Source organism: Glycomyces rhizosphaerae (genome assembly GCF_042647865.1).
GTDB lineage: Bacteria > Actinomycetota > Actinomycetes > Mycobacteriales > Micromonosporaceae > Glycomyces > Glycomyces rhizosphaerae.
In genome coordinates this window covers 452,383-475,989 of sequence record NZ_JBHRWO010000010.1, presented here as the reverse complement: position 1 = coordinate 475,989, position 23,607 = coordinate 452,383, and the positions used below count along the sequence as shown (strand labels likewise).

Annotated in this window: 25 protein-coding genes; 8 read left to right on the top strand and 17 right to left on the bottom strand. The window is 69.8% G+C overall.

Features of this window, described 5'->3' with window-relative positions; genetic code table 11:
- Window positions 1-3 precede the first annotated feature (3 nt).
- The 6 genes from nadC to ACFO8M_RS11855 form a co-directional block, all read right to left on the bottom strand.
- Window positions 4-903 (bottom strand): carboxylating nicotinate-nucleotide diphosphorylase, encoded by a 900-nt coding sequence (gene nadC, locus ACFO8M_RS11880; protein WP_387975095.1) that lies wholly within the window; start codon window positions 901-903, stop codon window positions 4-6.
- Window positions 900-2,555 (bottom strand): L-aspartate oxidase, encoded by a 1,656-nt coding sequence (locus tag ACFO8M_RS11875; RefSeq protein ID WP_387975093.1) that lies wholly within the window; start codon window positions 2,553-2,555, stop codon window positions 900-902. Before ACFO8M_RS11875 ends, nadC begins: the two co-directional genes overlap by 4 nt.
- Before the next feature lie 390 nt (window positions 2,556-2,945).
- Window positions 2,946-4,433 carry a S10 family peptidase gene (locus ACFO8M_RS11870; RefSeq protein WP_387975089.1) on the bottom strand — a complete coding sequence of 496 codons (1,488 nt, stop codon included), beginning with the start codon at window positions 4,431-4,433 and terminating at the stop codon, window positions 2,946-2,948.
- A gap of 11 nt (window positions 4,434-4,444) precedes the next feature.
- A complete protein-coding gene (panD, locus tag ACFO8M_RS11865) occupies window positions 4,445-4,867 on the bottom strand; it encodes an aspartate 1-decarboxylase (protein WP_387975086.1) in 423 nt (140 codons plus the stop codon).
- Window positions 4,864-5,691 (bottom strand): pantoate--beta-alanine ligase, encoded by an 828-nt coding sequence (gene panC, locus ACFO8M_RS11860; protein WP_387975083.1) that lies wholly within the window; start codon window positions 5,689-5,691, stop codon window positions 4,864-4,866. Before panC ends, panD begins: the two co-directional genes overlap by 4 nt.
- A complete protein-coding gene (locus ACFO8M_RS11855; protein WP_387975080.1) occupies window positions 5,688-6,590 on the bottom strand; it encodes a Rossmann-like and DUF2520 domain-containing protein in 903 nt (300 codons plus the stop codon). The genes panC and ACFO8M_RS11855 overlap by 4 nt, the downstream gene beginning before the upstream one ends.
- Before the next feature lie 127 nt (window positions 6,591-6,717).
- Between ACFO8M_RS11855 and ACFO8M_RS11850 the strand changes: the two genes are divergently transcribed.
- The gene (locus ACFO8M_RS11850) at window positions 6,718-7,674 is read left to right on the top strand and encodes an SAM-dependent methyltransferase (RefSeq protein WP_387975077.1); all 957 of its coding nucleotides are present in this window, start codon (window positions 6,718-6,720) and stop codon (window positions 7,672-7,674) included.
- Between the two features lie 14 nt (window positions 7,675-7,688).
- Here ACFO8M_RS11850 and ACFO8M_RS11845 read toward each other — a convergent pair whose 3' ends face one another.
- A complete protein-coding gene (locus ACFO8M_RS11845; RefSeq protein WP_387975074.1) occupies window positions 7,689-8,915 on the bottom strand; it encodes a SpoIIE family protein phosphatase in 1,227 nt (408 codons plus the stop codon).
- Between the two features lie 200 nt (window positions 8,916-9,115).
- A complete protein-coding gene (locus ACFO8M_RS11840) occupies window positions 9,116-10,039 on the bottom strand; it encodes an AraC family transcriptional regulator (RefSeq protein WP_387975071.1) in 924 nt (307 codons plus the stop codon).
- Between the two features lie 106 nt (window positions 10,040-10,145).
- Between ACFO8M_RS11840 and ACFO8M_RS11835 the strand changes: the two genes are divergently transcribed.
- Both ACFO8M_RS11835 and ACFO8M_RS11830 read left to right on the top strand, forming a co-directional pair.
- Window positions 10,146-10,799: an NAD(P)H oxidoreductase gene (locus ACFO8M_RS11835; RefSeq protein ID WP_387975068.1), complete on the top strand. Its 654-nt coding sequence runs from the start codon at window positions 10,146-10,148 to the stop codon at window positions 10,797-10,799.
- A 125-nt stretch (window positions 10,800-10,924) separates the two neighbouring features.
- Complete coding sequence (locus ACFO8M_RS11830; protein ID WP_387975065.1) at window positions 10,925-12,259, top strand: IS4 family transposase; 1,335 nt, start codon at window positions 10,925-10,927, stop codon at window positions 12,257-12,259.
- A gap of 71 nt (window positions 12,260-12,330) precedes the next feature.
- Here the strand turns inward: ACFO8M_RS11830 and ACFO8M_RS11825 are convergent, their stop codons facing one another.
- The 3 genes from ACFO8M_RS11825 to ACFO8M_RS11815 form a co-directional block, all read right to left on the bottom strand.
- Window positions 12,331-12,522, bottom strand: a complete 192-nt coding sequence (locus ACFO8M_RS11825; protein ID WP_387975062.1) for a ferredoxin — start codon at window positions 12,520-12,522, stop codon at window positions 12,331-12,333.
- Window positions 12,523-12,536: 14 nt separating this feature from the next.
- Window positions 12,537-13,772 (bottom strand): cytochrome P450, encoded by a 1,236-nt coding sequence (locus ACFO8M_RS11820; RefSeq protein ID WP_387975059.1) that lies wholly within the window; start codon window positions 13,770-13,772, stop codon window positions 12,537-12,539.
- 91 nt (window positions 13,773-13,863) lie between these two features.
- Window positions 13,864-14,550 (bottom strand): NAD(P)H oxidoreductase, encoded by a 687-nt coding sequence (locus ACFO8M_RS11815; protein WP_387975056.1) that lies wholly within the window; start codon window positions 14,548-14,550, stop codon window positions 13,864-13,866.
- Window positions 14,551-14,594: 44 nt separating this feature from the next.
- Here ACFO8M_RS11815 and ACFO8M_RS11810 point away from each other — a divergent pair, with 44 nt between their 5' ends.
- Complete coding sequence (locus tag ACFO8M_RS11810) at window positions 14,595-15,482, top strand: AraC family transcriptional regulator (RefSeq protein WP_387975053.1); 888 nt, start codon at window positions 14,595-14,597, stop codon at window positions 15,480-15,482.
- Here ACFO8M_RS11810 and ACFO8M_RS11805 read toward each other — a convergent pair whose 3' ends face one another.
- The gene (locus ACFO8M_RS11805; RefSeq protein WP_387975050.1) at window positions 15,483-15,638 is read right to left on the bottom strand and encodes a hypothetical protein; all 156 of its coding nucleotides are present in this window, start codon (window positions 15,636-15,638) and stop codon (window positions 15,483-15,485) included.
- Window positions 15,639-15,723: 85 nt separating this feature from the next.
- Between ACFO8M_RS11805 and ACFO8M_RS11800 the strand changes: the two genes are divergently transcribed.
- Window positions 15,724-17,367, top strand: coding sequence for an ABC-F family ATP-binding cassette domain-containing protein (locus ACFO8M_RS11800; RefSeq protein ID WP_387975047.1), 1,644 nt, complete (start codon window positions 15,724-15,726; stop codon window positions 17,365-17,367).
- A gap of 96 nt (window positions 17,368-17,463) precedes the next feature.
- Here ACFO8M_RS11800 and ACFO8M_RS11795 read toward each other — a convergent pair whose 3' ends face one another.
- The 4 genes from ACFO8M_RS11795 to ACFO8M_RS11780 all read right to left on the bottom strand — a co-directional run bounded on the left by ACFO8M_RS11795 (window position 17,464) and on the right by ACFO8M_RS11780 (window position 20,811).
- A complete protein-coding gene (locus ACFO8M_RS11795) occupies window positions 17,464-17,649 on the bottom strand; it encodes a ferredoxin (RefSeq protein WP_387975044.1) in 186 nt (61 codons plus the stop codon).
- 7 nt (window positions 17,650-17,656) lie between these two features.
- Complete coding sequence (locus tag ACFO8M_RS11790) at window positions 17,657-18,859, bottom strand: cytochrome P450 (RefSeq protein WP_387975041.1); 1,203 nt, start codon at window positions 18,857-18,859, stop codon at window positions 17,657-17,659.
- 193 nt (window positions 18,860-19,052) lie between these two features.
- Entirely contained in the window at window positions 19,053-19,880 is an 828-nt protein-coding gene (locus ACFO8M_RS11785) for an HAD family hydrolase (RefSeq protein WP_387975036.1), read from the bottom strand.
- Between the two features lie 82 nt (window positions 19,881-19,962).
- On the bottom strand, window positions 19,963-20,811 hold the full coding sequence (locus ACFO8M_RS11780) for an HAD family hydrolase (RefSeq protein WP_387975033.1): 849 nt from the start codon (window positions 20,809-20,811) through the stop codon (window positions 19,963-19,965).
- Between the two features lie 130 nt (window positions 20,812-20,941).
- Here ACFO8M_RS11780 and ACFO8M_RS11775 point away from each other — a divergent pair, with 130 nt between their 5' ends.
- Window positions 20,942-21,307: a DUF488 domain-containing protein gene (locus tag ACFO8M_RS11775; protein ID WP_387975030.1), complete on the top strand. Its 366-nt coding sequence runs from the start codon at window positions 20,942-20,944 to the stop codon at window positions 21,305-21,307.
- A gap of 128 nt (window positions 21,308-21,435) precedes the next feature.
- On the opposite strand, the gene serS is transcribed toward ACFO8M_RS11775, so the two are convergent.
- Window positions 21,436-22,695 (bottom strand): serine--tRNA ligase, encoded by a 1,260-nt coding sequence (serS, locus tag ACFO8M_RS11770; RefSeq protein ID WP_387975027.1) that lies wholly within the window; start codon window positions 22,693-22,695, stop codon window positions 21,436-21,438.
- A 65-nt stretch (window positions 22,696-22,760) separates the two neighbouring features.
- Between serS and ACFO8M_RS11765 the strand changes: the two genes are divergently transcribed.
- Window positions 22,761-23,102, top strand: a complete 342-nt coding sequence (locus ACFO8M_RS11765; RefSeq protein WP_387976364.1) for a metallopeptidase family protein — start codon at window positions 22,761-22,763, stop codon at window positions 23,100-23,102.
- Between the two features lie 99 nt (window positions 23,103-23,201).
- A complete protein-coding gene (locus tag ACFO8M_RS11760) occupies window positions 23,202-23,597 on the top strand; it encodes a TOBE domain-containing protein (protein ID WP_387975024.1) in 396 nt (131 codons plus the stop codon).
- The last annotated feature ends 10 nt before the right edge of the window (window positions 23,598-23,607 follow it).

The window sequence follows — 23,607 nt, the reverse complement described above, 5'->3', positions numbered from 1 at the left end:
GTCTTACTCCTCGAAGTCGAGTCCGATGTCCAGGATGGGCGAGGAGTGCGTGAGCGCGCCGACCGAGATGTAGTCGACGCCGGTGGCGGCGTAGTCGACCACGCTGTCAAGGTTGATGCGCCCGGTCGCCTCCAGCTCGGCGCGGTCGCCGACGGACTCGACGACCTCGGCGAGTTCCTTGGGACTCATGTTGTCGCACAGGAGGAACACGGCCCCGGCGGAGACGGCCTCGAGCGCCTCGTCGAGGGTCTCGACCTCGACCTGGATGTCGATCTCGGGCTCGGCCGAACGGACGGCGGCGAAGGCCTCGCTGATCGAGCCGGCCGCCTCCTTGTGGTTGTCCTTGATCATCGCCACGTCGTACAGGCCCATGCGCTTGTTGTCGCCGCCGCCGGCACGCACCGCGTACTTCTCGAGGGCGCGCAGGCCGGGCGTGGTCTTGCGGGTGTCGAGCACGGTGGTGTGCCAGTCGGCGAGCACGTCCGCGAAGCGGCGCGTGTGGGTGGCGATGCCGCACATGCGGCACAGCAGGTTCAGGGCGGTGCGCTCGGCTGCGAGGAGCGAGCGGGTGGGACCCGAGACGCGGGCGAGGACCTGCCCGGCGCGGATACGCGCGCCTTCCTTTGCCAGATAAGTGAACTCGACGTCGCCGGGCATGGCGTGGAAGACCGCGTGGGCGATCGGGAGCCCGGCGAGGAGCCCGTCGGCGCGGGCGGTCATGGCCACAGTGGATTTGTGATCGGGGCCGAAGATCGACTCAGAGGTGACGTCGCGGCGGGCGTGGGAGAGGTCTTCGTCGAGGTAGTCCTGGACGGCGACGTAAACGTCCTCAGGGTCGAGGCGGAGGGCGAGCAGGCGCTCGTCCAGTCCGGCCCCGCCGGGCGCTTCGGCGAATCGGCTCATGCGATGGGCTCCCAAGTGGTTTCGAGCTCCCCGTCGGAGCTGATGGAAAGGCTGAGGTGGCCGAGCCAGTCGGCTTCGGCCTCAGGGTGGTCCTCGCGCCAGTGGCTGCCGCGCGTCTCACGCCGGCGGTGGGCGGCGGCGGTGACGGCGGCGGCAACGGTGAGCAGGTTCGTGGCCTCCCATGTGGCCGGTCGAGGACGACCGGACACATTGTCCCCCAAAGCCGTCAGCGACTGCGCGGTGGCCTCCAGTGACCGCTCGGAGCGGAGCACCCCGGCCCCGGCGGTCATGGCCTCCTGGATCGGCGCGCGTGAGGTGGTCGAGCAGACGTCGCCTTCGCCTTCGGGCGCTTCGGCAACGCCCGGGCTGGGCTTGTTCTCGGCGAGGTCGTCGGCGATGCGCTGGGCGAACACGAGCGCTTCGAGCAGCGAGTTGGAGGCGAGGCGGTTCGCGCCGTGCAGGCCCGTGCAGGCGGCCTCGCCGGCGGCGTAGAGGCCGGGGACGCTGGTGCGGCCGAACAGGTCCGTGCGCACCCCGCCCGAGGAGTAGTGGGCGGCGGGCGCGACGGGGACCAGGTCCGTGACCGGGTCGATGCCCTGGGCCCGGCAGGACGCGGTGACCGTCGGGAAGCGCGTCTCCAGCATGTCCTTGCCGAGGTGGCGGGCGTCGAGCCACACGTGGGACTGGCCTTCGGCGCGCATCCGCGCGGTCGCGGCCTTGGCGACGACGTCGCGGGGCGCGAGCTCGGCGAGCTCGTGGGCGCCGACCATGAACCGGTCGCCCGAGAAGTCGCGGAGGAGGGCCCCCTCGCCCCGGATCGCCTCGGTGATCAGAGGCTGTCGGTCCCCCTCGGTACCTTCGAGGTAGAGCGCCGTCGGATGGAACTGGACGAACTCGAGGTCGGTCACGGTCGCCCCGGCTCTGAGGGCCAGCGCCACTCCGTCGCCGATGGACACCGAAGGGTTGGTGGTCGACTGGAAGATCTGACCGAGGCCTCCGGTGGCGAGCACGACCGCGCGGGCCTCGACGCCGCCCACGCCGTACTCGACGCCTTCGCCGAGGACGTGGAGGCTCACGCCGGCCGCGTGCCCGCGGGCGTCGGTGAGCAGGTCGAGGACCATGGCGTGCTCGATGATGCGGATCCAGGGGTCGCGCAGGACCGCGGAGTGCAGGGCGCGCTGGATCTCGGCGCCGGTGGCGTCGCCGCCGGCGTGCACGATGCGGCGGGCGCGGTGGCCGCCTTCGCGGGTGAGCTGGAGTGAGCCGTCGGGGTGCCGGTCGAACTCGGTGCCGAGGTGGATGAGGTCGGCGATGCGGGCCGGGCCCTCGGTGACGGTGACGTCGACCGCGGCCGGGTCGCAGATGCCGACGCCGGCGATCTGGGTGTCGCGGGCGTGGGCCTCGGGGCTGTCGAGCGGGTCGAGGACGGCCGCGACGCCGCCTTGGGCCCAGCGGGTGGAGCCGTCGTCGATGCGGACCTTGGTGACCACGGTGACGTGGAATCCGGCCCGGCGCAGGTTGAGGGCGCAGGTGAGCCCGGCGACGCCGGAGCCGATGACGCACACGTCGGTGGTCTCGGTCCAGGACGGCGCCGCGGCGCGCAGCCGCCGTGGCAGGCGCGGCAGGTCCGGTAGCGGCACTGAGTGAGGCATGGTCGCGGGTGGCACGTGCCGTTGCCCTTCTAGCGGTGGGCGCCCGGTCGCCCGGGTGCCCGTTCGATGGGTGCGCCGCCGATGGGCTCGGCGGACGGCTCAACTGTGCCCCCGTGGACACGGTGGGTGCCAACCGGGTGTGGCGTGCGTCCCGGAATCCGGGCGACGAAGGCGGGGACGGGACGCTGCGGGCGGCCCGTGAACTTGAAGTCGGAGCACGCCGACGGTCCGCCGCGCCTCTGGGAAAGGGCCCCCGGTTGCAACGCTAGCGGGGCGAACCTGAAGGAGAGCTGAAGCGGGCCGCCGAGGCCGGTCAACGTACACGGCCGGGCCCGGCCTGGGCCGCTGTGCGCGGCTCCTGCCGGGCCCGGATACGTGTTCACGCTGGTGCTAGCCCCGGTTCGCGGTGCGCTGGATGAAGTCGGCGAGGTCGGCGGACTGCTGGACGCGCGACTCCTCGTGGACGTACATCATGTGCCCGGCCGGGTAGGTCTTCGTCTCGATCCGGTCGCGGTCGGCGAGCGGGATCTCGAGGTGGTCGAGGGTGTACTCGATGGCCTCGATCGGGACGCCGCCGTCGTAGCGGCCCATCGCGACGTGGACCTGCAGGAACGGGTTCAACCGCATGACGTTGCCGAGCTTGCCGATGACGTCGACGGCCTCGCCCTCGAACTCCTTGTACGACCACGGGTGCACCGCGCGCGACAGCCGCTCGTACACGTGGTCGTTCTCGTACTCGAGTTCGGAGCGCACGTAGTACTGGAGCGCGGCCGAGTAGGGGCCGTCGGTGCCGACCAGGAACGGGTCGTACGGCATCTGCTCGTGCGTGTAGTGGTCGGCGGGCCCGGTGAAGCGGGTGTCGAGGCGACCGGTGATCAGGCGCTTGTGGCGCAGCAGCTCGGCGTAGAAGCGGGTGTGCTCCAGGCGGAGGTTGGCGCGGTCGACGTAGTCCTCGCTCACGCCGGCGAGCGAGGCGATCTTGGCGACGGCGGCGGCGCGCTCCTCGGGGTCGAGGTTCTGGCCCTTGGCGAGGATGCCGCGGAACTCGTCGGCGTAGGCGCGGGCCTCGTCGACGACTTCTTCGAGGGTGCGGTCCGGGTGGAGGCCGTGGTAGTGGGCGGTGGCCGCGTAGGTCGGGAGGAACAGCGGGTCGGGAAGTTCCGAGCGGCTGGCGTGGTACAGGGTCTCGGTGTTGAACGCGGGGGCGATGAACATGACGCCGTTGAGCGTCATGCCGAACCGGGTCTGGAGGTATTCGGCGATACCGGCGCCGCGGGTGCCGCCGTAGGACTCGCCGATGAGGAACTTCGGCGAGAGCCAGCGGTTGTTGCGGGTCGTCCACAGCCGGATGAGCTCGCTGATGGACTCGATGTCCTTGGAGAAGCCGTGGTAGTCCTTGGCCTTCTCGCCTTCGACGGCGCGGGAGTAGCCGGTCGAGACCGGGTCGATGAAGACCAGGTCGGTGTGGCGCAGCAGGGTCTCCTCGTTGTCGAGCAGGCCGAACGGCGGCGGGGTGAGCGATCCGGCGTCGCCGGAGTCGACACGGCGGGGCCCGAGCAGGCCCATGTGCAGCCAGATCGAAGAGGAACCGGGGCCGCCGTTGAACGCGAAGGTGACGGGGCGTTCGGTGACGTCGGCGTCGTTGAGGGTGTACCAGGTGATGGAGACCTCGGCCTTGGGCTTGCGGCCGTTGAACTTGTCGTCCTCGGTGATCTCCTCGTGGAGCACCATCCGCCCGGTGGTGGCGGTGTACGCGAGCTTGCCGAGGGTGTGGTGGGTCGTCTTGAGGTCGTCGACGGGTTCGGCCTTGTCGGCCTTCTTCGCGTCGTCCTTTTCGGCGCCGTTGTCGGCGGCCTCGTGCTTCGGTTCTTCGGTCATGTGGACAGAACTTACCGCGCGGCTAGTGGCGACGCCACCGGGTTGCCTGCAGTGCCCGGCGCGGGGTGCGCCTTGTCCGCGTTGACCTCGATGATCTCGTTCCGCTCGTTCACGTGGACGACCGCGGGCGTGTACGCGCGGGCCTCGGCGTCCTCCATCTGCGCGTAGGAGATGAGGATGACGAGGTCGCCGGGCTGGACGAGGCGGGCGGCGGCGCCGTTGATGCCGATGACGCCCGAGCCGCGCTCTCCGGCGATCGTGTAGGTCTCGAGGCGGGCGCCGTTGGTGATGTCGACGATGGCGACCTGTTCGCCGTCGAGGATGTCGGCGGCGTCGAGCAGGTCGGCGTCCACGGTCACCGAGCCGACGTAGTGGAGGTCGGCCTGGGTGACGGTGGCGCGGTGGATCTTGGACTTGAACATGGTCCGGATCATCGGGGGTCTCCAATCCATACGGCTGCATTGTCGATGAGGCGGGTGGTGCCCGCTTTGGCGGCGATGAGAAGCCTCGCGGGCCCCTGTGCGGGGGCCTCGCCGAGGTCGGTGGCGCGGACGACGACGTAATCGACGTCCAGGCCGGGCTCGGCGGCCAGGGTCTTCTGTGCCGCGGCGAGCGGGTCGGTCGAGTCTTGAGCGGCCTTGACGGCGCTCGGGATGGCAAGGGCGGCAGCGCGTTCGGCCTCCGAGAGGAACACGTTGCGGCTGGAGCGGGCGAGCCCGTCGGCCTCGCGGTCGGTCTCGACGGCGACTATCTCGATCCCCATGTCGAGGTCGGCCACCATGCGGCGGACCATCGCGAGCTGCTGGAAGTCCTTCTCCCCGAAGCAGGCCGCGTCGGGCTTCGTCAGGTGGAAGAGCTTCGAGACGACGGTGAGCACGCCGGTGAAGAACCCGGGCCGCGATGCGCCCTCGAGGATCTCGCCGTCCGGTCCGGCGTGGACGGTGGTCAGCCCGTCGCGCCCTTCGGGGTACATCTCGTTGACGTTGGGCGCGAACACCAGGTCGACGCCCTCGGCCTCGCACATGACGAGGTCGGCGTCGAGGGTGCGCGGGTACTTGTCCAGGTCCTCGTTCGGACGGAACTGGAGCGGGTTCACGAACACCGTGACGATCACCGAATCCGCGATCTCCTTGGCGCGCTTGAAGTTCGCGCGGTGTCCGTCGTGGAGCGCACCCATCGTGGGGACGACGGCGACTCGCCCGGGCAGGCCCGCGCGGGCCTTCGCCAGGTCGGCCTTGGTGTGCACAAGCACCGTCACGGCGTCTCCTCCTTTTCGGGGTGGGCCAGGACCTCAAGGAGCCCTTCGGCATCGGCGCTCTTGAGACGACCCGAGGCTAGGGCGCGCTCGGCGGTGCGGCGGGCCATCGTCCGGTAGACCTCTTCGATCCCGGTCCCGGCCAGCGCCTCCAGGTGGCGGGCGACGGTCCCGGCGTCGCCGCGCGAGACCGGGCCGGTGAGGCCGGCGTCGCCGTGGCGCAGGGCGTTGTCGAGCGAGGCCGACACGAGCGGCGAGAGGAGCCGCTCGGGGTTGGCGACGCCGATGGCGCGCAGCTGCTCGGCCGCGTCGTTGACGAGCGTCATGAGGTGGTTGGCGGCGTAGACGAGCGCCGCGTGATAGCGGGCGCGGTCGGCCTCGTCGACGTGCTCGGGGTCGCCGCCCATCTCGAGGACGAGCGCTTCACCGATGAACCGGGCCTCGGCCTCACCGGTGATGGCCCAGGAGATGCCCGCGAGGCGCTCGAGGTCCTCGTCGCGGCCGGTGAAGGTCATGGCGGGGGCCAGCGCGACGGTGAGGGCGCCGGCGTCGCGGGCGGGGCGCAGCACGTCGGCGCCGAGCGCGCCGGAGGTGTGGACGACGATCTGGCCCGGCCGGATCGGCAGGGAGGCAACGAGCGGCGCGATGGCGTCGTCCGGGACGGCGATGAGCAGGAGCTCGGCCGCGGCGACCACGTCAGGGGCGGGGAGGATCTCGGCGCCGGGGAGGTGGCGGGCGGCGCGGGCGAGGGAAGCGTCGGATACGGCTGAGGCGGCGACGACCCGGTGGCCGGCGCGGGTGAGGGCCGCTCCGACGATGGAGCCGACCCTGCCTGCGGAGACGACCCCGACGGCGAGCCGAGAGGCCGGCCGCTGCGGGGCTGAGCTGCGCTGCTGATCCATGATGCTGATCCAGTCCTTGTGGAGGTACCGGTCATTGCTTACGCGTTAATTGTGCTTCGCAGGATCGTGAACGCCAGCCCGGGAGGCTCCGAGTGGCAATTCTCACTCGCGGTCTATGGTCGGGCTCATGACGGGGTTCGAGCGCTGGAGCGCGGCGATGGCTCGGGCCCTGTACGGGCCGGGCGGGTTCTACCGACATGAGCTGCCCGGAGGCCACTTCACGACCAGCGCGCAGACCCCGGCGTTCGCCGAGGCGATCGCCAGGCTCGCAGACCAGATCGACGAGCGCCTGGGCCGCCCGGAGGCCTTCACCGTGGTGGACGTGGGCTCGGGAGACGGCGAACTCCTGGAACGCCTCGCGAGTCTGCTCGACGACCGCATCCGCCTTGCGGCGGTGGAACTGCGCCCGAGGCCGACGCATCTGCCCGACCGCATCGATTGGCGGGCTGAACTCCCCGAACGGGTCGAGGGCCTCGTGATCGCCTGCGAACTGCTGGACAACGTCCCTTGCGACGTGGCGGTGGTCGACGCGCACGGCCAAGCCCGCTACGAGGAGGTCGACGAGCAGGGCGAGACCCGCCTGGGCGAACCGGTCGCCGACGCGGACGCGGCCTGGCTGGCCGAATGGTGGCCGATCGCTGCGGAGAGCGAACGCGCGGAGATCGGCAGGCCGCGCGACGCGATGTGGCGCAACCTGACCGCCCGCCTGACCCGAGGCACGGTCCTCGCCGTCGACTACGGCCACTTGAAGGGCCGGCGCCCGGAGGCCGGAACGATGACGGGCTTCAAGGAAGGCCGGGAGACCCCGCCGATCCCCGACGGCACCAGGGACATCACGGCGCACGTGGCGGTGGACGCCATCGGCTGCGACCGCCTTGAACCCCAACGGGAAGCCCTGCTGCGCCTCGGCCTCGACCCGATCCTGCCGCCGCTGTCGACGGCGTTCCAGGACCCGATCGCCTACGCCGAGGCGCTGGCGAGGGCCGGAGCCTCGGCGAGGCTCACGGATCCGGCGGGTCTGGGAGCCCACTGGTGGCTCAGATCCGACCGCCGGCCGGATCTCCCAAAGACCTTGCAGCCCTGACACCTTGCGGCCCTTCACAAACGGACGACGATCAGGGAGACGTCGTCGTGGGTGCCGCCCGCCACGCCGAGTTCGTCCAGCAGCGCATCGGCCATCTGCCGCGGACTCTGGGCGCAGTGCCGCGCCAGGCTCTCGCGCAGTCGGTCCAGACCCGCGTCGATGTCCTCGCCGCGCCGTTCGATCAGCCCGTCCGTGTACAGCACGAGCGTGTCTCCTGAGGTGTAGGGCAGCCCGGACTGCGAGCAGGGGACGTGCTGCGGACGTGCGCCCAAGGGCGGGTCAAGGGCCTGGTCCAGCAGTTCGCAACGGCCGTCCGGGTGAACCAGGGCCGGGGGCGGGTGTCCGGAGTTGCTGTAGATGATCAGTCCGCTGAGGGGGTCCACCATCGCCTTGACGGCCGTGCAGTTCAGCGCGCCCTCCATTGAGCGGGCGTACAGGCCCAGGACCTCAAGGGCGTGAGCGGGCCGCTCCAAGGCACGGATGGCGGCGTTCAGCACGCTGCGGAGCATGCCCATGACCGCGGCGGCCTCCAGGCCGTGGCCGACGACATCGCCGACGCCCACCGCGAAGCGGTCGCTCGACAGGTCGATCACGTCGTACCAGTCGCCGCAGACGTTCAGGTTCTCGATCGAGGGTAGGTATCGCACCGCGACATCGCTGTGGCGCTCAAGGTCCGGAGTGAGCAGCATGGCCTTCTGGAGCGTGACGGCGACCTCGCGGTCGCGTACGTTGGCCTCGCTCAGTTCCACGTTGAGGCTCTGCAGCTCACGGGCGCGTTCAAAGAGCTCGGCCTCCACCGCCAACGACTCGGACGGCGGGTCGGTGGGCGGGCGGTGGCGGGGGTCGTGGGTCTTCACGAACGCCGTCACATCCTCCGCCCGGATGAGGAGCCATTCGACCGGGCTGTTCGGGCCGGGGACAGGCGAGTTGATGAGCGACCACCAGCGTTCCTCGAATTCGGGAGGTGTGCCGCCGAGGGGGACGTCGTACTTCAGGAGGGCCATGGTGTGCTGCATTCCGGTCTCCAACACCCGGTTCAAGGAGGCCCTGACGTTTCGTTCGCCGCTGGCGTCCGGGTCGGGGAAGACCTCGAAGAGGGGCTGCCCCATCAGTTCGTCGTGCGTCTTGCCGGTGGCCTCCATGTAGGCCGGATTGAACGCGACGATCACGAAGTCCCGTGTGATGACGACGCACGGCGTCGGTATCGCCGCGAACAGTGCAGCGTAATCCAGATCAGCCATTTCCGACCGCCCCCTGCGCCTCGAGCGAGGCTCCCTAAGTCCCCTTTTTCACGCTACACGTCGGTACGGGGACGAAAGGAAAACGCGGAAATGCGCCTCCGCGGTCGCTCCAGGCCGCTGCCGCAGCTCGCGGCGCGGCGACGGGGTGATCCCTGGATTCCCGCGCCGCCTGTCGGCGGCTGCCGAGCCGGCAGCCGCCGTCAGGTTGTGGCCTTGGCGCGGAAGGTGGTGGGGCTCAGTCCTTTTCGGCGTTTGAAGGCGTTGCTGAAGCCGAACTGGTCGGCGTAGCCGATGCGGCGGGCCACTTGGGCCACGGTGAGATCGGGGTCGGCGAGGAGTTCTTCGGCGAGTTGCATGCGCCATTCGGTGAGGTAGGTGAGCGGAGGCTCGCCCATGATCTCGTTGAAGCGCTTGGCGAGGAGGGCGCGGGAGACGCCGGCCTCGCCCGCGAGGTCGGCCACTGTCCAGGGCTTCGCGGGGCGGGTGTGGATGGCTTCGAGTGCCGGTCCCGCAACGGGATCGGTGAAGCCCTGGTACCAGACCGGGGCGCGCTCGCCCTGGTCGTCGAACCAGGTGCGGAGGGTGCAGACCAGGCCCCAGTCGAAGAGCCGGTCGATGAACGCCTGCGTGCCGGGCTTGCGGCCTTCGAGGTCCATGGCGCAGGCGTCGAGCCAGGCGCACACGTCGGAGCCGTCGTCGATGACGAGGACCGGCGGCAGGGCGCGCATGAGCCGTTCGTGGCGGCGGCCCGAGGCCCGGTAGGCGCCGACGAACAGCGCCGTCGCCTCCCCTTCGTCCGCAACGAGATTCGGCGGCGAGCATTCGGCGGAGGCGCCGGGTTCGAAGCAGGTGAGCCAGTAGTCGAGGTGCGGGCGGTCGACGGAAGCGGTCTCGTCGGCCATGCAGAACGACTCGCCGCCGTTCACGACCGCGGTCTGACCGGCCCTGACCTTGACCTCGGTGCCGTCGGCCAGCAGGATGACGCCGCCGCCGCGCGCCACCGTGACCATCGTCAGCGGGGCCCGGTCGTCGAACCGGACCACCCAGGGGGCCTTGAGGATCGCGTCGCTGAGGATCGCGCCTTCAGCGCGGATGCCACCGAGGAGTTCACTGAGCGGGTCCATGCGCCAATCGTAGACGATCACGCATGGATCAGAGCGCCGCAGCCATCGTTCGTCCACGCTTTCGGGGCTGTACTGGATCCAGACACCCGAACGCCTGGAGGACATCATGGCCGACCGCACCGCTCTCATCGTCGTCTCGCACCACCGCGCCGATTCCCTGACCGTCCACATCGGCGACGTCGTGGCCGCGCGGCTCAAGGAGGCCGGGTACGCGGTCGACCTGCTCGACTTGAACGCCGAGGGCTTCGACCCCCGCATGACCGTCGCCGACCAGCCCGACTGGGACGACCGCGAGAAGGTCTACTCGCCTGAGACGCGAGCCCACATGGAGCGCATCCTCGCCGCCGACGCGATCATCCCCGTGTTCCCGGTCTACTGGAACAGCCCTCCTGCGCTCCTCAAGGGATGGATCGATCGAGTGTGGAACTACGGCTTCGCCTACGGGCGCAGCAAGCCCAAGCTCGCGGGCAAGCGGATGCTGTGGCTCGGACTGGCCGGTGCCGCTGAAGGCGACGAGTACTGGGCCATGCTGCAGGGGATCCTCGATCGCGTGCTGCGCGACGGCATCTCGTTCTACACCGGGATCAGCGAAGCCGCAGTCGAGGTCCTGCCCGACGCCGAGGGCGAGCCGCAGATCGTCGACGCCGACGGCAACTTCACCACGGGCGAGGCCCTCACCGGTGCCGAGCGCACCTCCCACTACGCGGCGATCGACCGCCGGGCCGTCGAACGCGTCGAGAAGTTCCTGGCCCTGGGTTAGGCCCAATGCCGTTCAGTTAGGTGTTGGGGCGGGTTGTCAAGCTCGGGCTCGGCCGGTAGGCGTGAGGCAAGGGGCTCTTGGTAGAACGGTTGTGCTGCAACCATGTTCATCATCCAAGGAGCCCCTTGCCTGCTCATACTGTCATAACTCGTGTCATCCGTGCCGCTGGCGGGGTCTTCGCGCCGGGACATCTGGGCGAGCTGACCCGAATCGTGCCCTTCGAGATGGTCGACGCGGTCTTGGCTGACTGCGACAAGACCGAGCGCCGCCGGCGCTTGATCCCGGCTCGGGTAGTCGTGTATCTGCTGCTGGCGGCTGGATTGTTCGCCGCATCGGGCTGGCCCGGGGTATGGCGCAAGCTCACCGGCGGCCTGGGAACGAGGGCCGAGCCGACCGCTTCGGCGCTGTACTACGCGCGCAAACGATTGGGGCCGGGCCCGCTCAAAGCGCTGTTCGATCTGCTTTGTGAGCCGACCTCAGCCGCGGCCCGATGGCGCGGCTTGTTGGTGTGCGCTATCGACGGCACCCTGCTCGATGTGCCCGCATCAGCGGCGAACCTGGCCGTGCACCGCTCCAGCGGACACACCCAATACCGGGGGTCGGGCTACCCGCAGATCCGCCTGGTGGCCCTGATCGCGACCGGCTCGCGCGCGCTGCTGGGCGCGGTTTTCGGTCCGATCGACCAGGGCGAGACCACCATGGCAGCCCGGCTCGGGGCGGCAATGGGACCGGGCCGCATCATCTTGGCCGACCGCCTTTTCGACGCGGCCGATCTGCTGGAAGCCATCAGGGACACCGGCGCGGACCTGCTAGTCCGCGTGAACACCCAGACCCGGCCACGGCACCTCGCCCGCCTCGCCGATAGTTCCCGCCTGGTCCAGCGCGGCAACCTGCGGCTGCGCCTGATCGAAGCGACGATCACGATCGCGACCTCGGAGGGGACCCGCACCGGCCACTACCGGCTCCAGACCAGCCTGCTCGACGTCCACCGCTACCCGGCAACCGAGGTCGTCGCCCTCTACCACCAGCGATGGGAGATCGAGACCGTCTACTGCGAGCTCAAGTCCGCCCTGCTGCGCCGCCGAGTGCTCCGCGCGAGTGACCCGGCCGGACTCGACCAGGAGATCTGGGCGCTCCTGGTTCTCTACCAGGCCATTCGCATCGCCATCGCCGATGCCCTGATCGGCACCGGCCACACCGGCGTCCAGGCCAGCTTCACCATCGCCGTCGAGTCCGCCCGCGACCAGATCACCCGCGCCCAGAACATCACCGACGCAGCGACCATCGACCTCAAAGGCCACATCGGGCAGCAAGTGCTGGCGCACCTACTGCCCGAACGGCGACTACGAACCGCGCCCCGCGTGGTCAAACGCGCGATCTCCAAACACCGAGCCAAAGGCCCGGTCAACCGCCGAACCTACAAAGCCACCCTCGACATCAACGTCATAGCCAGCCCCTAACTGAACGGCATTGGGGTTAGGCCGAAGGGCCCGGCACCCGCTGCGCCGCAAGGCGACAGCGGGTGCCGGATCTACGGCTCCACTCGGAGTGCGCTCGCCGGGCACAGGCGCACCGCGTCGGCCACGTCGTCGTCGCGGCCCTCGGCCTCCTCAGCGAGGAGCACGACCCGGCCGTCCTCGTCGTCCTGGTCGAAGTACCCGGGGGCGGTCAGCGCGCACATGCCCGCGCTCGCGCAGGCCTCGCGGTCGGCGACGATCTTCATAGCCTTCGCCTCCCTTACCAGGTCACCGGCAGTTCGCCGACCCCGTAGAAGCTCTGCCCGGTCACCAGCGGCACCTCGTGGACGGGCACGGCCAGCCGCAGGCCCGGGAACCGGTCGATGAGTCCCGAGAACGCGATCCGCATCTCCATGCGGGCCAGCTGCTGACCCAGGCACTGGTGCACGCCGTGACCGAACGTCAAGTGCCCCTTGGCGTCCCCGGTGACGTCGAGCTTGTCCGGTTCGATGAAGTGCGCCTCGTCCCGGTTCGCGGTCTGCACCGACACCGTGACGTACTCGCGCGCCTTGATCTGGTGGCCCTCGAACTCGAAGTCCTCCTTGACCTGCCGGATGAGTCCGGTGTGGATGATCGTGAGGTATCGCAGCAGCTCCTCGACGCCCCCGGCCATGAGCTCGGGCCGCTCGCGCAGCAGGTCCCACTGGTCGCGGTTCTCCAAGAGCGCCATGGTGCCCAGGGCGAGCATCTTCGCCGTCGTCTCGTGCCCGGCGACGAGCAGCAGGATCGCCATGCCGGCGACCTCGTTGTCTTCGAGCTCGTCGTCGGCGGCGAGGTCGGAGAGGAGGTCGTCCGTGGGGGCCGCTCGCTTCGCCGCGACCAGTTCGCCGATGAACGCGAAGAGCCGCCCGATGGCGGCCTCCTTCCCGGCGCCGGTCTCGTCCGTGGTGAAGATCGCGCGCGCGTCCGCCTCGAAGCGTTCGCGCTGCTCGTAGGGCACGCCGAGCAGTTCGCAGATCATCAGCGAGGGCACGGGCACCGCGAACGCCTCGACCAGGTCGACCGGCCGCGGCCCGGCGGCGAGGGCGTCGAGGCGGTCCTCCACGTGCTGGGCGATGCGCGGTTCGAGCTCCTTCATGCGCTTGACGGTGAAGACGCCGGTGAGCTTGCGGCGCAAGCGGGTGTGGTCCGGCGGGTCGAGTTCGATGAACATGCCCGGCGTCGTCGGGAAGTCGCCCTCGAAGTCGAGGTAGCCCTCCAGTCCCGGCATCGGGATCGGCACCTGGGCCGGGCCGCCGAGGGTGGAACTGAAGCGGGTGTCGGCCAGGACTTTGCGGGCCAAGCGGTGGCTGGTGACGAGCCAGCCGAGGCGGCCCTCGGGGTAGTACTTCATGCGCCGCATCTCGGCCCCGCGGTGGAGGGCCATGACGGCGGCGGGCGGGTCGAACGGGTGGTCGCGTTCGAGCGGGATGCCGTAAGGCACTCCTGCTTCAACGGCTGTGTCGGGTGTTGACATCGGCGTCTCCTCGGTGGTGGCGTGCGACCGCGCGTTGCGATCTACGTATATATAGGCTATACGTATATCAGTGGTTCGCGCAAACCCTCCCTCACCCCGCAAGGAGTTTGTCGACCGCATCGTCAGTGCGCGCGAACAGGTCCGCGTAGTGGCGCTCGCGCGCATCGCAGTGGAGGTCCTTGCCCTCGCTGTCGAACAGGGCCTGGGTGTGCACGTCGGCGATGTCGCAGAACTCGGCGATCCCGCGCCGCAGCGCCCCGTCGAGCAGGGCCGTCACGAGGTCGGCGTTCGGGTCGTCCTCGGGGAGCCCGGCCAGCCCGAGCCACAGCATCCGCTTGCCCGCCATGGGCTTCTCGCGCCGCCCGTACGTCAGACCGTAGTTCCAGACCCGGTCGATCCAGCCCTTCATCAAGGCGGGCAGGCCGAACCACCACACCGGGAACACCGCGGCCACGAGATCGGCGGCCAGCACGCGGTCGGCGTGGGCGTGCACCTCGTCCGAATACCGCTTGTCGCGGTTCCCGTAGTCGGGCTCGTCCTCGACGCGACCCCGCGGATCGAAGCCTTCCCCGTGCAGATCGAGCAGGTCGACGCGGTAACCGGCGGTTTCGAGGCGGGCCGCCGTGCGGCGCGCGAGCGCGGCCGTGAGCGAGTCGGCGCGGTGGTGGGCGACGACGACGAGCGCCGTGGGCTGGGTGTCCATGCGGGATCTCCTTCGGGTAGCGCCGCCCGTCGGCGGCGCCCCTTCAGTACAGCTGTATAGCCGTGGACGGCCCATGGTCGAAAGACGGGGAAACCTTCGCGATCGTCTACGGTTGCGGCATGGACCCGCTCAGCGACATGCTCGCCGACATCCGCGCCGAAGACGCCTCGGTGCACCAGGCGGCGCTCGAGGCGCCGTGGCGGCTCCGCTTCGAAGGCGGATCGCCGCTCACGATGGTCACCGTCGTCACGGGCGAAGCGGCACTTGCCCTCGCCGACGAGACCGTCCACCATCTCACCGCCGGATCGACCGCGATCGTCAGCGGCCCAAGCCATTTCGACCTGGTCGACGGCAGCGGCACGCTCGACCGGCCGATTCCCGCCGCCTCGATTCAAGAAGCGCCGCAATCGGACCCGGACGCCTCCACTGTGCTCATAGCGGGGACCTACCGGCCCGCTCGTGCCCGGCACCAGCGGCTCCTGCGCGCGCTGCCCGCCGCGCTCGTCCTCCACGAGGAGGTCGACGACGTGCTCTGGCTCCACTCCGTGCGCGACGCCCTCACCCGAGTCGATTCCCCTGGGGGGCAAGCAATGCTCGACCGCATCCTCGACTGGGGACTCGTGTGCACCATCGGCTGCTGGCTCGAACGCCAGGAGGGCGAAGGCCCCGGCTGGTACCGCGGGGCGCTCGACCCCGTGGCCGGCCCCGCACTCGAAGCCATTCACAGGCACCCCGACCGGGCCTGGACCGTCGACGCGCTCGCCGCCCGCGCGAACGTCTCGCGCGCCCACTTCGCCAAGCGCTTCAACGAGGTCATGGCGCAGCCGCCGCTGCGCTACGTCACCGAACGCCGCATGGAACTCGCCGCGGACCTGCTCGCCGACCCCGAGATCCCGGTGGCCGCGGCCGCCGCCGCGGTCGGGTACCGCGACCCGTTCGCGTTCAGCACCGCTTTCAAACGCCACCAGGGCATGAGCCCGCGCGCGTACCGGTCACAAAGGCGCTGATCACAACCGCGCCACGAGCCAGCCGACGCCGGCCAGGAGCGCGATGAGGCCGAAGAAGACGTAGATCGCCAGCTCGACCCATTCACTCGCCGAGCTCGGGCGCCAGAAGCGCCGGCGCGGCCGCCCGGGGTTCTTCGGGTCAGGGGTGTCGTTCATGAGTCCAGCGTAGGCAGTGGACCCCAACGGAGCCAACAGCGCAAATGACATTGACGACGTGCCGTTCACCGCACAGAATCGTGCCATGGGATTCGTGGACCTCTCCGGCGTACGGTACGGCCTCAGCGACGGCACGACATTGTTCGACGACGTGTCGTTCCGTGTCGGCGAGGGCGCCAAGGTCGCACTCATCGGCGCGAACGGAGCCGGGAAGACCACCCTGCTCAACATCGTCACCGGTGCGCTTGCGCCCCAAGCGGGCACGGTCTCGCACTCGGGCGGACTGGGCGTCATGCGCCAGCTCGTGGGCATGCGCGAGGGCGAGCGTGCGTTGCGTCGCCTCGCCGTCGACCTGGCCCCGCCGCCGGTGCGGGCGGTCGCGGCGCGCCTGGCGAAGGCCGAGGAGCGGATGAGCGGCACGGGCGGCACCGAGAAGGACCAGCTCGCGTACGCGCAGGCGCTCGCGGACTGGGGCGAGGCGGGCGGCTACGAATTCGACGTCCTGTGCGACACCGTTTCCGTCTCGATCCTCGGTCTGCCTTGGGAAGCGGTCAAGGACCGTCCTCTGCGGACGCTCTCGGGCGGGGAGCAGAAGCGGTTCGCGCTCCAATTGCTCCTGCAGGGCCGCGACGAGGTGCTCGTGCTCGACGAGCCCGACAACTTCCTCGACGTACCCGCCAAACGCGAACTGGAGCAGGCGATCCGCGACTCGGACAAGTCGATCCTGTTCGTCTCGCACGACCGGGAGGTCCTGGCCAACACCGCGAGCACGATCGTCACGCTCGAGGCCGGGACGACCTGGACGCACGGCGGCGGATTCGCGACCTGGCACAGCGCCCGCTCGCACCGCCACGAGCGGTTCGAGGAGCTGCGCCGCCGCTGGGATGAGGAGCATCACAAGCTGCGTGAGTTGATGCTCATGTACAAGAACAAGGCGGCGTACAACGCCGACATGGCCTCCCGGTACCGGGCCGCGCAGACGCGCCTGCGCAAGTTCGAGGAGGCCGGGCCGCCGCCCGCGCCGCCGCGCGATCAGGACATCCGGGTGAAGCTCGAAGGCGGGCGCACCGGCAAGCGCGCCGTGATCTGCGAGGGACTCGAGCTGGAGGATCTCACCTTCCCGTTCGACCTGGAGGTCTGGTACGGCGACCGCGTGGCCGTGTTGGGCGCCAACGGCACCGGCAAGAGCCACTTCCTGCGTCTGCTCGCCCAGGGCGGCTCGGAGCCGCTGCCCGCGACCAGGCACCGCCTCGAACCGGTGCGGCACAACGGTGTCGCTCGCCTCGGTGCCCGCGTCCTTCCGGGGCATTTCTCGCAGACGCACGAGCATCCCGAGTTCGACGGCCGCACCCTCCGCGAGATCCTCTGGGACGGCGACGAGGACCGGCCCTCGCTCGACCGCTCGAAGGCCATGAGCGCCCTCAACCGCTACGAGCTCACCGGACAGTCCGAACAGGACTTCAAATCGCTCTCGGGGGGCCAGCAGGCCAGGTTCATGGTGCTCATGCTGGAGCTGTCGGGCGCGACCTGCCTGCTCCTGGACGAGCCGACCGACAACCTCGACCTCGCCTCGGCCGAAGCGCTCGAACAGGGCCTGAAGGCCTTCGACGGCACCGTCCTCGCCGTCACCCACGACCGCTGGTTCACCCGCGGATTCGACCGCTTCGTCGTGTTCCAGAACGACGGCGAGGTCATCGAGTCCGACGAGCCGATCTGGGACGTGCGCTGAGCGAACGGGTGCGGCCGGGATGCCGCTGGTGGAACGGCTTCCCGGCCGCACGTCTCGGCGACCGGCCTCCACAAGGGCTGGTCGATGTGACGGGTTTCAGCGCAGGCGGATCGCCCCCGAAGGACACAGCTCCACTGCGTCCTCGACTGCGGCGTCCGGCTCCCCGACCCGGTCCAGCACGATGACGCGGCCGTCGTCCTCGTCCTGGTCGAACCATTCGGGGGCGGTGAGCGCGCACATCCCCGCGCTCGTGCAGACTTCGCGGTCGGCCTCGATCCTCATCGGCGCCTTACCACTCGACGGGCAGGGTGTGCACCCCGTACACGGCCATGTCGCTGCGCATCGGGATCTCCTCCGACGGCACGGCCAGCCGGAGCCCGGGGAACGCCTCCCAGAGCTTCGCGAAGGCGATGCGCATCTCCACGCGCGCCAGCTGCTGGCCCACGCACTGGTGGAGCCCGTGCCCGAAGGCCAAGTGCCCCTGGGCGTCGCGATCGACGTCGAGCTCAGCGGACCGCTCGTACTTCCCGGGGTCGCGGTTGGCGGCCTGGAGCGCGACCGTGACGTGCTCGCCCGCCCTGAACTGCGCGCCGTCGATCTCCGCGTCCTCCTTGACGATGCGCATGACCCCGTTGTGCGCCACGGTGAGGTAGCGCAGCAGCTCTTCGACGGCGGCGGGCCACCGCGCGGACGCTTCCCGCAGCAGGGCGAGCTGCTCGGGGTGCTCGAAGAGCGCGAGCGTCCCCAGCGCGAGCATGTTCGCGGTGGTCTCGTGCCCCGCCACGAGGAGGATCAGGCCGATGCCGGCGGCTTCGACGTCGTGCAGCTCCTCATCGGTGGCGAGGGCGCTGAGCATGTCGTCGCCGGGGTTCTCGCGCTTGGCCGGGACGAGCTGCATGAGGTAGCCGAACAGCTCGGCCATGGACTTGTTGCGCTCGTCGACGGTGCGGGAGAGGTCGAGCATGTCGGCGGAGTTCTGCTGGAACGCGTCGCGGTCGGCGTAGGGGACGCCGAGCATCTCGCAGATCACCAAGGCGGGCACGGGAAGTGCGAATTCGCGGACGAGGTCGGCGCCAGGGCCGGCCGCCCTCAGCTGGGCGACGCACTGGTCGACGATGTCGGCGATGCGCGGCTCCAGGTCCTTCATCCTCTTGACGGTGAACACGCCGGTGACCTTGCGGCGCAGGCGGGTGTGCTCGGGCGGGTCGAAGAACAGGAAGAAGCCGGGCGGGACCTGTTCGGAGATCGAGACGAAGACGTGCGGGAGCTCGGTGGGCGAGTGGACGAACTTCTCGCCGGTGACGAAGCGCGGGTCGGCGAGGATCTTGCGGGACTGGGCGTGGCCGGTGACGAGCCAGCCTTCGACGCCGTCGGGGTAGTAGGTGATGCGCCGGACCGGCTGCTCTTGGAGCTCCAGGAGTGCGGCGGGCGGGTCGTAGCGGGTCTCGCGCTGGTAGGGCATGCCGTGCGGGAGGGTGTCTGGTGTCGACATCGGGACTCCTGAAGGATCGGCGGCACCGTAACTGCGGCGCAAGGTCGTCGAAGTGCACCGTCGTGATCGGACGCGACGGCGCGAGTGGTCCCCACCACAACGGAGCTTAAGTCGGGGGGCGCTGGTGCGCAACGCCATCGGCGGGTCCTGTCAGGAACCCGACACCGTTCGTGAGACCGCCTGTGGCCGTGGGCTACAGGAGTTCGAGGAGTTCCTCGATGTATTGGGCGACGCCGTCGTCGTTGTTGCCGGCGGGGGCGATCTCGGTGGCGGCGGCCTGGACCCACGGGTGGCCGTTGGGCATCGCGACGGAGTGCCCGGCGGCCTTCATCATGCTGAGGTCGTTGGTGGCGTCGCCGAAGACGAGCACGTCGGACCAGTCGATGCCGAACTTGTCGAGCACGACCTGGATCCCGGCGGCTTTGGTGACGCCGACGGGGCAGACTTCGAGCATGCCGACGCCGGATTCGGTGACGGTGACGAGCGTGGGGTCGACCACGTCCTGGGCCGCGACGAGGAGTTCGGGGCCGGTGAACTCGTCGGAGATGAAGTAGCCCTTGACCATCGGGCCGGTGAAGGCGACTTCGCGCGGGGCGGTGTCGAGGACCACCGAAGGCCAGGGCCAGTCGGGCATGGGGTCGCCGGTGATGCGGCGTTCGGGGTCGGCGGGTTCGGCGAGGGCGCGCACGGGGCCGACCTCGGCCTCGACGAGGTGGAGCGCTTCGAGGAGCACTTCGCCTGCGACGGAGCGGTCGGCGAGTTCGACGACCGTGTCGTCGTAGCGGCATTCGTAGACGAACGCGCCTTGGCCGAGTACGAGGAAGTCGGCGGAGGGGACGTCGTTGCGGCACATGTCGAGCAGTCGCGGGCCGCGGCCCGTGGCGCCGACGAGGATGACGCCGGCGGCGGCAAGGCGCTTGAGCGCGGCCATGGTGCGTGGTGAGACTGACTCGTCAGAGCGGACGACGGTCCCGTCAAGGTCCGTCGCGACGAGCCGGGGAGCCCGGGCCAGTTGGATCATGCGTCCTCCTTGGTTGTCCCGCTTCGGGGTCAGACTCGTTCGGGGTCGGCGCTCCGCTTGCCGCGCGAAGGCCTCGGCTCTGTCAGAACCACCGTGCCAGCACTTTCGCCACCCCGTCCTCCCACACCGAGGGGGCGACCTCGTCGGCCGCGGCCCGCACCTCGGGAACCGCCTGACCCATCGCCACGGCCCAGCCCGCCCACGCGAACATGGTCAGATCGTTGTGGGCGTCGCCGAAGACGACGGTGTCGGCCGATGATACTCCGTAGTGGGCGGCGATGCGGGCGATGCCGGTCGCCTTGCTGATTCCGGGAGGTCCGATGTCGACCCAGCCGTTGTAGCCGACCTCGACGTGGTAGTCGGCCGCGTCGAGGGCCGCGCCCGCGGCGAGGCGCATCGCCTGCGGGCAGCGCTCGGCGCCGCCGTAGCGGTTGTTGGAGTCGACGCGGGCGACCATGCGGGGCGCCGGGCGCGAGACGAGTTCTTCGACGGTGATCTCCCCGGCCCATTTGGCGGGGAAGTCGCGGCGGAAGCCCTTGGTGTGCCACCAGCCTTCGAGGTCCCATTCGACCGCGAACTGGACGTCCGGGTCGGAGTCGAGCAGTGCCTTGACCGCGGTGGCGGCGTCGACGGCGTGCTGGTGTGAGATCTCGCGGGCGCCCAGGTCGTACTCGCCGGCGCCGTGGGAGGCGGAGGCGAAGCCCTCGTCGAGCCCGAGGTCGTCGGCGGTGCGCACGGCGCCCCAGACGGCGCGGCCGGTGACGACGGCGACGGGCACGCCGGCGTCGCGGACGGACTGGAGGGCTTCGATCACCGCGCGGCTGGGCCTGGTCGCCTGCTGGTCGTGGTAGTCCACGACCGTGCCGTCGAGGTCGACGGCGACGAGCTTCGGGGGCGTCTGGCGGGGTATGGCCGGGGCGGAGTCTGACACGCCTCAACGGTAACCCCGCTCCGGTGAACGGCAGGGTAGCGAGCGGCTGAACTCACGTGACCGGGCTCATGACAAGCGGCAATCACACCAAACCCACCCATCAGGACGGCATGCGGCATACGGTTCGTCTATGGGCGAGATCATGATCGAACGCGTCTACGACTACCGCCAGGACCCGCAGCGGGCTGGGGCGGTCTTCCTGGTCGACCGGCTCTGGCCGCGCGGCGTCAGCAAGGAGGACCTCGAAGGGGTCACCTGGGCGCAGGACGCCGCGCCGTCGCCGAACCTGCGGATCTGGTTCGGCCACATGGCCGACCGCTTCGAAGAGTTCACGGCCCGATATCGCGGCGAACTCGACGGCCACCCCGAACGCGCCGAGCCTCTCCTGGAGGCGGCCAGATCGGGCCCGGTCACCCTCCTCTACGCCGCCAAGGACCCGGACGTGAACCACGCCCTGGTCCTGAAGGCCTGGCTCGACGACCAAATAACCGAGTAACCATCGCGACCAGCCAAGCTTCGCCGAGACTGGGGCCCACAGGTTGGTCGGGTCGCCAAATCAACCGGAAACGCCGAAAGCAAAAGGCCCGCCGATCAAATGATCGGCGGGCCGTTCACATTTCGCGGCTACTTCTTCGGTTCGAGCACGTCCTTGCCCAGGAAGGGCTGGAGCGCCTTCGGCACCGCCACCGAGCCGTCGGGCTGCTGGTGGTTCTCGAGGATCGCCACCAGCCAGCGCGTGGTCGCGAGCGTCCCGTTGAGGGTCGCGGCGACCGCGTTCTTGCCCTGCTCGTCGCGGTACTTGACGTTCAGGCGGCGGGCCTGGAACGTCGTGCAGTTCGAGGTGGAGGTGAGCTCCCGGTACCGGCCCTGCGTCGGCACCCACGCCTCGCAGTCGAACTTGCGCGACGCCGAAGTGCCGAGGTCGCCCGCGGCGACGTCGATGACCCGGTAGGGCAGCTCCATCTTCTGGAGCATCTGCTCCTCATAGGACAGCAGCTTCTCGTGCTCGGCCGCGGCGTCCTCGGGCTTGCAGAACGAGAACATCTCGACCTTGTCGAACTGGTGGACCCGGATGATCCCCCGGGTGTCCTTGCCGTACGACCCGGCCTCGCGGCGGAAGCACGACGACCAGCCCGCGTAACGGCGCGGCGCGGTGAGCTCGCCGAGGTTCTCCCCCGAGTGGTAGGCCGCGAGCGGAACCTCGGAGGTGCCCACGAGGTACATCTCGTCGCGTTCGAGGTAGTAGATCTCGTCGGCGTGCTCGCCGAGGAAACCGGTGCCCTCCATGGCCTCCGGGCGCACGAGCACCGGCGGGATCATCGGCGTGAAGCCGGTCTCGACGGCCTGCATGATGGCGAGATTGAGCATGGCGAGCTGAAGCAGCGCGCCGTCGCCGGTCAGGTAGTAGAAGCGCGCGCCGGAGGTCTTGGCGCCGCGCTCGGTGTCGAGCAGGCCGAGGGCCGTGCCGATCTCGAGGTGGTCCTTCGGGTCCTCGATCGCCTTCTTCTCGCCGACCTCGCGCAGGACGATGTAGTCGTCCTCGCCGCCGGCGGGCGCTTCCTCGGCGACCAGGTTGGGGATGGCCTTCCCGGCCGCGTCGAAGGCGGCGGCGGTCGCGGTCACCTTGAGCTCGGCGGCCTTGACCTCCTCCGAGAGGGTCTTGGTGCGGTCCAGGAGGACGCGCTTCTCCTCGGCGTCGGCTCCGGCGATGCGCTTGCCCAGGCCCTTCTGCTCGGCGCGGAGGGTCTCGAAGGATTGGAGGGCACTGCGGTGGTCGGCGTCGGCGGAGAGCAGGGCGTCGACGGCTTCGACGGAGGCACCCCGCTTGCGCTGGCTGTCGCGGTAGGCGTCCGGGTTGTCTCGCAGTGCACGCAGATCAATCACGTGACCAGATTACCGGCCAGCTCATCGGGACACGATGCGCATATTGTGGGCGTGTGGCGGTCGATATGGGCGAGGCGGAATTCGAGGCTGCGGTGTCGGACGCGCTGGACGCGGTGCCTCCGGAGCTGATGGCGATGCTCGACAACGTGGCGATCCTCGTGGAGGAGGAGCCCGACGGCCCCGAGAAGGAGCTGCTGGGGCTCTACCAGGGGACGGCGCTGACCGACCGGGGCTGGGAGTACGGCGGGGTCCTGCCGGACACGATCACGATCTACCGGGGGCCGACCCTGCGGATGTGCTCGAGCACCGAAGAGGTGGTCGAGGAGGTCGCGGTGACGGTGGTGCATGAGATCGCCCACCATTTCGGGATCGAGGAGGCTCGCCTCCACGAACTCGGCTGGGGCTGACGCGGCCATCCGCAGATGCGAGGCCGTCGGAGTAACAGTCAGGTAAATACCAAGGCTCTTCGGTACCCGACCTCGCATCCGCGAGGTTAGGCTGATCTCGTGACGACGTTTCGCATAGGTGAGGCCGCCGAACTGCTCGGGGTCTCCGCCGACACGCTTCGGCGCTGGATCGACTCCGGGCGCATCGCCGCTTCCCGCGACGAGCACGGGCACCGTGCGATCTCGGGCGCCGACCTGGCCGCGTTCGCGCGCGAGCGGGCCGCGGTCCCGGACGCCGGGGCCGGGTCCTCCTCGGCGCGCAACCGGCTGCGCGGCATCGTCACCGCCATTGTGAAGGACCAGGTCATGGCCCAGGTCGACCTCCAGGTCGGCCCGTTCCGGGTGGTCTCCCTCATGAGCCGCGAGGCCGTGGACGAACTCGGCCTCGAGGTCGGCTCGATCGGGACCGCGGTCGTGAAGTCCACCAATGTCGTCGTCGAACGCACCGACCGCTAGAGCCCGGCCT